Raw genomic sequence first — 6,066 nt, forward strand, 5'->3', positions numbered from 1 at the left:
CCCGCAGGAGGTGGAGGCGGGCGCCCGGCGTGCCTGCCGCCCGGCCGCGGCCTGTTCGCGCCGAGCCGGACCGGAGACCCTTGGTCACCGCAGGCGGCGGACCTTCAGCACGTTGTCCGTGCGGGTGGTGGGGTTGCCCTCGGGGTCGTTCTGGATCCGCTCGTACTCCTCGCCGCGCAGGACCTCCCACTCCCCCTCCGGCAGTTCGAGGGAGGCGAGGACCTCGTGGACCGTGGGGAGGTGCACCTCCGGGTGCGGGTTCCTCTCCCACGTGGGGAAGCCGGCGTGACCCACGACGAGCAGCACGCCGCCGGGTGCCACCGCCGAGGCGGCCCGCCGCAGGATCCGTTCGCGCGGCAGATCGCCCATGGAGTGCAGGAAGGCCGCCGAGACCAGGTCGTACTCCCCCTTGGGGAAGGAGGCGCCCAGGTCGTGCCACTGCCAGTCGATCCGGTCGGCGGCCCCCGCCTCGGCCGCGTGGGAGGCGGCCCGCTCCAGGGCGACCCGGGAGATGTCCGTGGCGGTGACCCGCCAGCCCGACCGGGCCAGCCAGACCGCGTCCCCGCCCTCGCCGCATCCGAGGTCGAGCGCGCGCCCCGGCTCGAGACCCTCGACCTCGCGGACCAGGACGGTGTTCGGTTCGCCGCTCCAGATCCGGGTGCTCTCGCGGTAGCGGTCGTCCCACATCTCGGCGTCGGTACGGGTGGTGGTCGTGTCGTCGGTCATCGCGTCTCCAGAAGTCCATGTCGGCTGTCCCCGAGCACACGCTCGGCGACCTGACGCTCGGCCTCGGCCGAGAACGGTGCGCGGCGGGCCTCGACCGCTCGACGGGTGTCGTCCGTGACGAGGTCCGCGTTGACGGCCGCCGCCGCCTTCAGCCCGGCAGCAGCGGCGCCGATGACCTGTTCCATGAGGTTGGCGACGTTCCCCGCCACGAACACCCCCGGGACGTCGGTGGCACCGGTGGGATCCGCCGCGATGTAGGTGCCGACCGCCTGACCGGCCACCTCCAGGGCGGTGGGCTCCAGCCCGAGGCTTCGCAGGAGGCCGGAGCGCGCGGTGAAGCGTGGCTGGATCACGACTGCTTCACGCGGGATCACCGTGCCTCCCGCCAAGCGCACCCCGGTCAGGCGGTCGTCGGCCACCTCCAGGCCGGTCACCTCGCCGTCCACGACGGAGATCCCCCGCGCGGCCAGCTGCTCGTACTCCTCGTCGGTGAAGTCGGGCCGGGTGTGGCGGAACAGGGTGACGTCGTCGGTCCACTGGCGCCACAGCAGGGCCTGGTGCACGGCCGCCGGACCGACGGCCACGATGCCGACCGGCCGCTCGCGCACCTCCCAGCCGTGGCAGTACGGGCAGTGCAGCACGTCGCGGCCCCAGCGCTCGGCGAGACCGGGGAGGTCCGGGAGCTCGTCGACGAGCCCGGTGGTGACGAGCAGCCGGCGCGCCTCGACGGCGCCTCCGTCCTCCCGTACGACGCGGAAGCCGCCGCCCGGGAGCTTCTCGGCCGCCACGGCCGTTCCCTCGACGATCTCCGCCCCGTACCCGGCGGCCTCGGCCCGGCCGTCGGCCAGCAGTTCCAGCGGCGGCACGCCTTCGCGGCCCAGGTAGTTGTGCGCGTGGGACGCGGGCGCGTTACGGGGAGCGCCCGCGTCGAGCACGAGCACGGAGCGCCGCGCCCTGGACAGGGTCAGGGCCCCGCTCAGGCCGGCCGGTCCGCCGCCGACGATCACCACGTCGTAGTGCTGGTTCTTGTCTCTCATGGGAAGCACCTCCATCTACGGGAGATGGTGCGCCCGGATCCCCCGATCGACAAACATGCTTGCCGGATCGGCAAATCCGAACTCGCACCACACCTCCTTGCCGGGATTGCGCTCCCCCACCCCCCAGGTGTCGGCCAGCGCGGCGACCAGCACCAGTCCCCGCCCGTACTCCGCGCCGGAGGATGCGGCCCGGACCGCCGAAGGCACCTCCCCTGGGCCGCTGTCGTGCACCTCGACGCGGAGCACGGCCCCCAGGGTCAGCCGCAGGCGGAAGCCACGGCCGGGCGGGACGCCGTGCACCAGCGCGTTGGTGGCCAGTTCGCTCACGCAGAGCAGTACGTCGGCGAGGGGTGCCCCGCACGCCCAGTCGAGCAGGGTCTCCCGCGCGAACCGCCGGGCGAGCGGGACCGACCTGCGTTCACGGCGGTAGAACGCCTCACGGGCGTGGATGAGTCGCGTGGCTTCGTTCACGGGACGACTGTCACAGAAAGTCACTAGGATCACTCAGCGCGTCAGGTCGTACATCGCGTCCGTACGACCCGTGACGGGTCGAGTCGAGGTCGCGCGCGGGGAGAGCCATCACATGCAATCGGCGAAGAGGAACAAGCGGGTCACGTCCTGGCACGTGATCGGCGCCCAGTTGGCCACCTTCCGGAAGGCGGCCGGGCTGACACAGGCGTCGCTGGCCGACCGGTTCTGCGTGGGCGAGGACACGATCGCCTCCGTCGAGCAGGGCCGCCGCCCGCTCCAGGCGGACTTCGCTACCCAACTGGACGAACTGCTTGACACCAAGGGGGTGTTGAGAGTCGCGGTGGCGAAGGTGCCGCAGCGGGAGCGATTCCCGGCGTTCGTGCAGGACTTCGTGGAGTACGAGCAGGAGGCGGTGACGCTGCTGTCGTACGAGAACCAGGTGGTGCCGGGGCAGCTTCAGACCGAGGAGTACGCCCGTTTCGTCTTCTCCTGCCTCTATCCGCCGCTCGAAGAGGAACAGCGGGAGGAGTGGGTGGCCGCCCGGCTCGACCGCCAGAGGCTGCTCGAACGCAGGCCGCGCCCCATGTTGCACTTCCTGCTGGAGGAGAGCATCCTGCGCAGCGAGATCGGGGACCCGGCCATGCGGCGTGAGCAGCTCCGGCACCTGCGGCGCTGCGTGGAACTGCCCTTCCTGGGACTCCAGGTCATGCCCATGAGGCTCCCCAAGCACGCGGGCCTGGCGGGGCCGATGGTGCTCCTGGAGACCCCCGACCACGACCACCTCGCCTACGTCGAGGGGCAGCTGACCAGCGTCCTGCACGACGACCCGGACGACGTCAGTGTCCTGCAGCAGAAATATGGGATGCTGCGTTCGCAGGCGCTCTCCGTCGAGAGCAGTGCCCGCCTGCTGGACGACCTGCTTGGAGAGTCATGACGCGCGGAACACGCGATACAGCCCTCACGTGGTTCAAGTCGAGTTACAGCAGCGACCAGGGCGGCGCCTGCGTCGAGGTCGCCTACCACTGGCACAAGTCGAGCTACAGCAGCGACCAGGGCGGCAACTGCGTCGAGGTGTCCGCGCACCCCCGCGCCGTGCACATCCGCGACTCCAAGGTCACCGACGGCCCGGTCCTCACCGTGCCCCCGGCCGCCTGGTCCGCCTTCGTCCGCGCCACGGCGTAGCGGCACCCACCCGTATGACCCTCGATCACGAGCTCGTCGAGGCGGCCACCCGGCTCGCCGCGACCCGTTCCAGGGGCGACGAGCACACGGTGGCCGCCGCGGCACGGAACCGCGACGGACGTGTCGTCACGGGCATGAACGTCCACCACTTCACCGGTGGCCCCTGCGCCGAACTGGTGGTGATCGGCGCGGCCGCCGCGGCGGGTGCCCACGAACTCACCGCCATCGTGGCCGTCGGGAGCGACGACCGCGGCGTGATGCCGCCGTGCGGGCGGTGCCGGCAGGTGTTGTGGGACTACTTCCCGGAGATCCGGGTCACCGTCCGTACCGGTGAGGGCCTGCGGGCGCTCCCCGTGCGGGATCTGCTCCCCTTCGCGTACAGCGTCGGCGACAGCTGAACGCGCCCGGCTCCGCCGGGTTCACGGTGGCGCACCGCGCCCGGAGGACGGCGCCGGCGCACGCGCCGGGACCGCCACGCGGCACGGTCGGCAGGAGCTGACGGCGGTTCACCCGGGGGTGGGCCCGCTTCTCCATTGGTATGGACATGTCCAATCGGTTCGGTCTAGCCTCGACTTGGTCTAGACCGCAGCGGACTCGCGGCCTCCTCTTCCCCTGCCCTGCCGCACCCCGTCCCGCCGCTCCACCCGGCAGGCGCACCGGAGGCCGCGTGTCCGTCCAGACATCCGGAACCACGGACCACGGGAGCGCACGATGCGTAGCAAAATCACCTCGTTACTCCTGGGCCTCGGCCTGGTCGGCGGCGCCTTCGTCGCGACCGCCGGCAGCGCCCAGGGGCACGGCTACACCGATTCACCCGTCAGCCGCCAGCAGTTGTGCGGCAACGGCACCGTCCGCAACTGCGGGCAGATCCAGTGGGAACCGCCGAGCGTGGAGGGCCCGAAGGGGTTCCCCACCCGGGGACCCGCCGACGGCGCGATCTGCGCGGGCGGCAACGGCCGCTTCTCCGAACTGGACGACCCGCGCGGCGGGAACTGGCCGGCCACCACCCTCACCGCGGGCAGCAACCACACCTTCGTCTGGCGCATCTCGGCGCGCCACGCCACCACCGACTTCCGCTACTACGTCACCAAGGACGGCTACGACCCGACGAAGCCGCTGAACAGGGCCGACCTCGACCCGCAGCCGTTCCTGACGGTGCCCTTCGGCGGCCGGCTCCCCGGTAACACGGTCAGCCACTCGGGCGTCCTGCCGCGGAAGTCCGGCAAGCACCTCATCCTGGGCGTCTGGACGGTCGCCGACACCGGCAACGCGTTCTACGCCTGCTCCGACGTGAAGTTCTGACGTGCCCCGTCCCGGTGCCGGGCGGGCACCGGGCCCCGCGCAGCGCATCACTCCGCCCCGCACTCCCAGCGCTTGCGGGCACAGCCCGCGGAAGGGAAGACCCATGTCCCCGAGAAAGGCAAGGAACGCAACGAGGGGACGGCTCCTGGCCGTCGCACTGGCGGCCGCCGGAACCGCCCAGTTGCTGCTCGGCGCGGCTCCGGGAGCCTCGGCGAGCCAGGGCACCACGGCCGCGCGTACGCCGGACGCGGCAGCGGCCGACACCTGCGCGCCGAAGCCCCGGCCCCAGGGCAAGGTGCTCCAGGGGTACTGGGAGAACTGGGACGGCGCCGCCAACGGCGTGCACCCGCCGTTCGGCTGGACGCCGATCACCGACCCCCGCATCCCCCAGCACGGCTACAACGTCGTGAACGCGGCCTTCCCCGTGATCCTCTCCGACGGCACGGTGCTGTGGGAGGACGGGATGGACGCCACCGTCCGGGTGCCCACGCCGGCCGAGATGTGCCGGGCCAAGGAAGCCGGGCTCACCACACTGCTCTCCATCGGGGGCGCGGCGGCCGGCATCGACCTCAGCTCCTCCGCGGTGGCCGACCGGTTCGTGCAGACGGTCGTGCCGATCCTCAAGAAGTACAACTTCGACGGGATCGACATCGACATCGAGACGGGCCTCGTCGGCAGTGGCACCATCAGCCGGCTGTCGCCCTCGCAGGCCAACCTCATCAGGATCATCGACGGGGTGCTCGCCGCCATGCCGCCCGGCTTCGGCCTGACCATGGCCCCCGAGACCGCGTACGTCACCGGCGGAAGCGTCGTCTACGGATCGATCTGGGGCGCCTACCTCCCGATCATCAAGAAGTACGCCGACAACGGCCGGCTCTGGTGGCTGAACATGCAGTACTACAACGGCAGCATGTACGGGTGCTCCGGCGACTCCTACGCGGCCGGTACCGTCCAGGGCTTCACCGTCCAGACCGACTGCCTGGACAAGGGGCTCGTCGTGCAGGGCACCACCATCAAGGTCCCGTACGACAAGCAGGTCCCGGGCCTGCCCGCCCAACCGGGCGCCGGGGGCGGTCACATGGCACCTTCCCTGGTGGCCCAGGCGTGGAAGGGCCGCAGCGGGCTCAAGGGCCTGATGACGTGGTCCCTCAACTGGGACGGGTCCCGCAACTGGACCTTCGGCGACAACGTCAAGGCGCTCCAGGGGCGCTGAGCCCGCCGGGCCGACGTGGGTCCGCGGGCAGGGGGGGGGGGGGGGCGGCCCCCCCGGCCCGGCCCCCCCCCCCCCCGCCCCCGCCCCCCCCCCCCCGAGCCACCGGCCGGGGCCCCCCGGGGGAAATGGGGGGCC

At 72.0% G+C, this 6,066-nt stretch carries 8 protein-coding genes; 5 read left to right on the plus strand and 3 right to left on the minus strand.

Translation table 11 applies throughout. The features are described 5' to 3' along the window. Positions 1-84: 84 nt before the first annotated feature. From ABZ371_RS27695 to ABZ371_RS27705, 3 genes are read right to left on the minus strand one after another with little or no spacing between them, the layout of a single operon-like run. Positions 85-726, minus strand: coding sequence for a class I SAM-dependent methyltransferase (locus tag ABZ371_RS27695; protein ID WP_358684475.1), 642 nt, complete (start codon positions 724-726; stop codon positions 85-87). Then, a complete protein-coding gene (locus tag ABZ371_RS27700) occupies positions 723-1,763 on the minus strand; it encodes an NAD(P)/FAD-dependent oxidoreductase (RefSeq protein ID WP_358684477.1) in 1,041 nt (346 codons plus the stop codon). The genes ABZ371_RS27695 and ABZ371_RS27700 overlap by 4 nt, the downstream gene beginning before the upstream one ends. Positions 1,764-1,778: 15 nt before the next feature. Then, the gene (locus ABZ371_RS27705; protein WP_358684479.1) at positions 1,779-2,234 is read right to left on the minus strand and encodes an ATP-binding protein; all 456 of its coding nucleotides are present in this window, start codon (positions 2,232-2,234) and stop codon (positions 1,779-1,781) included. A gap of 112 nt (positions 2,235-2,346) precedes the next feature. Between ABZ371_RS27705 and ABZ371_RS27710 the strand changes: the two genes are divergently transcribed. The 5 genes from ABZ371_RS27710 to ABZ371_RS27730 all read left to right on the plus strand — a co-directional run bounded on the left by ABZ371_RS27710 (position 2,347) and on the right by ABZ371_RS27730 (position 5,931). Further along, entirely contained in the window at positions 2,347-3,168 is an 822-nt protein-coding gene (locus ABZ371_RS27710) for a helix-turn-helix transcriptional regulator (protein ID WP_358684481.1), read from the plus strand. Beyond that, entirely contained in the window at positions 3,165-3,416 is a 252-nt protein-coding gene (locus ABZ371_RS27715) for a DUF397 domain-containing protein (protein ID WP_358684483.1), read from the plus strand. The genes ABZ371_RS27710 and ABZ371_RS27715 overlap by 4 nt, the downstream gene beginning before the upstream one ends. A 14-nt stretch (positions 3,417-3,430) precedes the next feature. Further along, positions 3,431-3,814 (plus strand): cytidine deaminase, encoded by a 384-nt coding sequence (locus ABZ371_RS27720; protein ID WP_358684485.1) that lies wholly within the window; start codon positions 3,431-3,433, stop codon positions 3,812-3,814. Between the two features lie 313 nt (positions 3,815-4,127). Beyond that, on the plus strand, positions 4,128-4,718 hold the full coding sequence (locus ABZ371_RS27725; RefSeq protein ID WP_358684487.1) for a lytic polysaccharide monooxygenase auxiliary activity family 9 protein: 591 nt from the start codon (positions 4,128-4,130) through the stop codon (positions 4,716-4,718). 103 nt (positions 4,719-4,821) lie between these two features. Further along, complete coding sequence (locus ABZ371_RS27730) at positions 4,822-5,931, plus strand: chitinase (protein WP_358684489.1); 1,110 nt, start codon at positions 4,822-4,824, stop codon at positions 5,929-5,931. The last annotated feature ends 135 nt before the right edge of the window (positions 5,932-6,066 follow it).

The organism is Streptomyces sp. NPDC005899 (assembly GCF_040629645.1).
Lineage (GTDB): Bacteria > Actinomycetota > Actinomycetes > Streptomycetales > Streptomycetaceae > Streptomyces.

Bases quoted from the DNA above. Each gene is read 5' to 3' on its own strand.
- ABZ371_RS27725 (WP_358684487.1), top strand. From the start codon at position 4,128: ATGCGTAGCAAAATCACCTCGTTACTCCTGGGCCTCGGCCTGGTCGGC.
- ABZ371_RS27700 (WP_358684477.1), bottom strand. From the start codon at position 1,763: ATGAGAGACAAGAACCAGCACTACGACGTGGTGATCGTCGGCGGCGGA.
- ABZ371_RS27715 (WP_358684483.1), top strand. From the start codon at position 3,165: ATGACGCGCGGAACACGCGATACAGCCCTCACGTGGTTCAAGTCGAGT.
- ABZ371_RS27730 (WP_358684489.1), top strand. From the start codon at position 4,822: ATGTCCCCGAGAAAGGCAAGGAACGCAACGAGGGGACGGCTCCTGGCC.
- ABZ371_RS27710 (WP_358684481.1), top strand. From the start codon at position 2,347: ATGCAATCGGCGAAGAGGAACAAGCGGGTCACGTCCTGGCACGTGATC.
- ABZ371_RS27720 (WP_358684485.1), top strand. From the start codon at position 3,431: ATGACCCTCGATCACGAGCTCGTCGAGGCGGCCACCCGGCTCGCCGCG.
- ABZ371_RS27695 (WP_358684475.1), bottom strand. From the start codon at position 726: ATGACCGACGACACGACCACCACCCGTACCGACGCCGAGATGTGGGAC.